This is a genomic window from Fulvivirga imtechensis AK7, from assembly GCF_000331535.1.
In the GTDB taxonomy this organism is placed as follows: Bacteria; Bacteroidota; Bacteroidia; order Cytophagales; family Cyclobacteriaceae; genus Fulvivirga; species Fulvivirga imtechensis.
In genome coordinates this window covers 1-335 of the sequence record NZ_AMZN01000155.1, presented here as the reverse complement: position 1 = coordinate 335, position 335 = coordinate 1, and the positions used below count along the sequence as shown (strand labels likewise).

1 protein-coding gene is annotated in these 335 nt (G+C 49.9%); it reads right to left on the bottom strand.

Features of this window, described 5'->3' with window-relative positions:
- Window positions 1-335, bottom strand: a 335-nt coding sequence (locus C900_RS27370) for a site-specific integrase (RefSeq protein ID WP_040497687.1), incomplete at both ends; no start/stop codon positions are given.

The window sequence follows — 335 nt, the reverse complement described above, 5'->3', positions numbered from 1 at the left end:
GTAGACAGGATGTTTTTATGGCCTGCCAGGTATTGGGCTTTCCGCAGGTTATAGCTTTTGATCCAGTACACGATCAGGCTGCCTCTCAGGTGTTTGGCGGTGCGTACTTTCGGGCTCAGCTTCCTTATCTTTTTTATGATGCTACGGACACGGTTCTGCAGCTTCTCTCCCAATAACAGCTCTCCCGGATGCTCTGACAACTGGGCGGCTAGTAATATAATTTGCTCTGCCGCCAGTTTTAAGGTTCTGCTGCAGCCGCCTTTTGTTGATGGAACGTACAACTTCGCTCCCCGCAGGTCTGCATCTGTCTTTCTTAGCTTTTCCATTTCTCCGGT